At 58.3% G+C, this 1,253-nt stretch carries 1 protein-coding gene; it reads left to right on the top strand.

Annotated elements, in window-relative coordinates; translation table 11 throughout:
• On the top strand, window positions 1–1,253 hold a 1,253-nt coding region (locus ACO0K9_RS27935; protein WP_422990661.1), incomplete at both ends, for a cellulose synthase subunit BcsC-related outer membrane protein.

Raw genomic sequence — 1,253 nt, 5'->3', positions numbered from 1 at the left:
GGCAAACCTGGCCAGACAACGAATGTCAGTCCCGAAGAAGCCGCCTTGCTCAAAGAAATCGACGCCCTCAACGAGTTGAACCACAGCCAGATCAGCGTCGAAGTGGCAGGGCGCGCACGCAGTGGAGAAAAAGGCCTGTCCGCATTGAATGGCGTAGAACTCCCCATAGAAGCCCAGATCAGCACGTTGGGCCTGGGCCAGTTCGGCTTAAAAATCATCCCCGTGCTGGCTGACGCCGGTACTTTGGCGTTGAACGACACCAACATCGCCGGCCAGTATGGCCGCAACGCCATATTGGTAGAACGTGCCAAATACGCCAAAGTACCCTTCACCACCATCGCCCGCCAGCAAGGCCTGTCCAATATCGCCAGCCTCGACCAGGAAGCCAAAGGCGTCGCCCTCAGCCTCAGCTACGAACTGGCAGGCGTCCGTGCCGACATCGGCTCCAGCCCCATCGGCTTCCCCATCCAGAACATCGTCGGTGGACTACGCTGGAGTGGTTCCGATGACGGCGCCAGCCTCGGCATAGAAATCGCCCGTCGCTCTGTGACCGACAGCTACCTCTCCTATGCTGGTGCCAAAGACAGCCTGTACGGACTCACCTGGGGTGGTGTCACCCGTACCGGCATCAAACTCGACACCTCCTACGACGGAGAAGACGGTGGCGTCTACGCCAACCTGGGCTACTATGGCTTGACCGGTAAAAATGTCGCCAAAAACAGCATGGCCGAATTTGGCACCGGTGCCTACTGGAGTGCGTACAAAACCAAAGACTTCAGCTTCACCACCGGGCTCGGGCTGACCTCCTTCTTCTACCAAAAGAACCTGCGCTACTTCACCTATGGACATGGCGGCTACTTCAGCCCCAAATCCTACGTCTCCGTAGGCATCCCATTTGAAATAGCAGGACGCAAAGGCAAGTTTGCGTATCAACTGGGCACCACACTCGGCCTGCAACACTTCAGAGAACTCGAAGCCCCGTACTACCCGAATTCACCGGCAGACCAGGCCGAGCTCGAACAATTTGCGGCGGCCAACCCCACCATCAACATCCCGACGACATATCCGGGGCAAACCCGGTCAGCGTTCGCCTTCAAGATCAATGGTGCGGCAGAATACCAACTGACCCCGCACCTGTTCCTGGGGGGGCGTTTGACGGCAGACAACTCGGGGGATTTCAATGACGCAGCAGCAGCGGTGTACCTGCGCTATAGCTTCGAGACCAGAAAGTCCCCGGTGGCCTTCCCACCGGT

It is taken from the genome of Undibacterium sp. Ji50W (genome assembly GCF_049340445.1).
Classification (GTDB): Bacteria; Pseudomonadota; Gammaproteobacteria; order Burkholderiales; family Burkholderiaceae_D; genus Undibacterium.
Note: the sequence above shows the minus strand (reverse complement) of the source record. Positions and strands in the feature narration are given on the sequence as shown.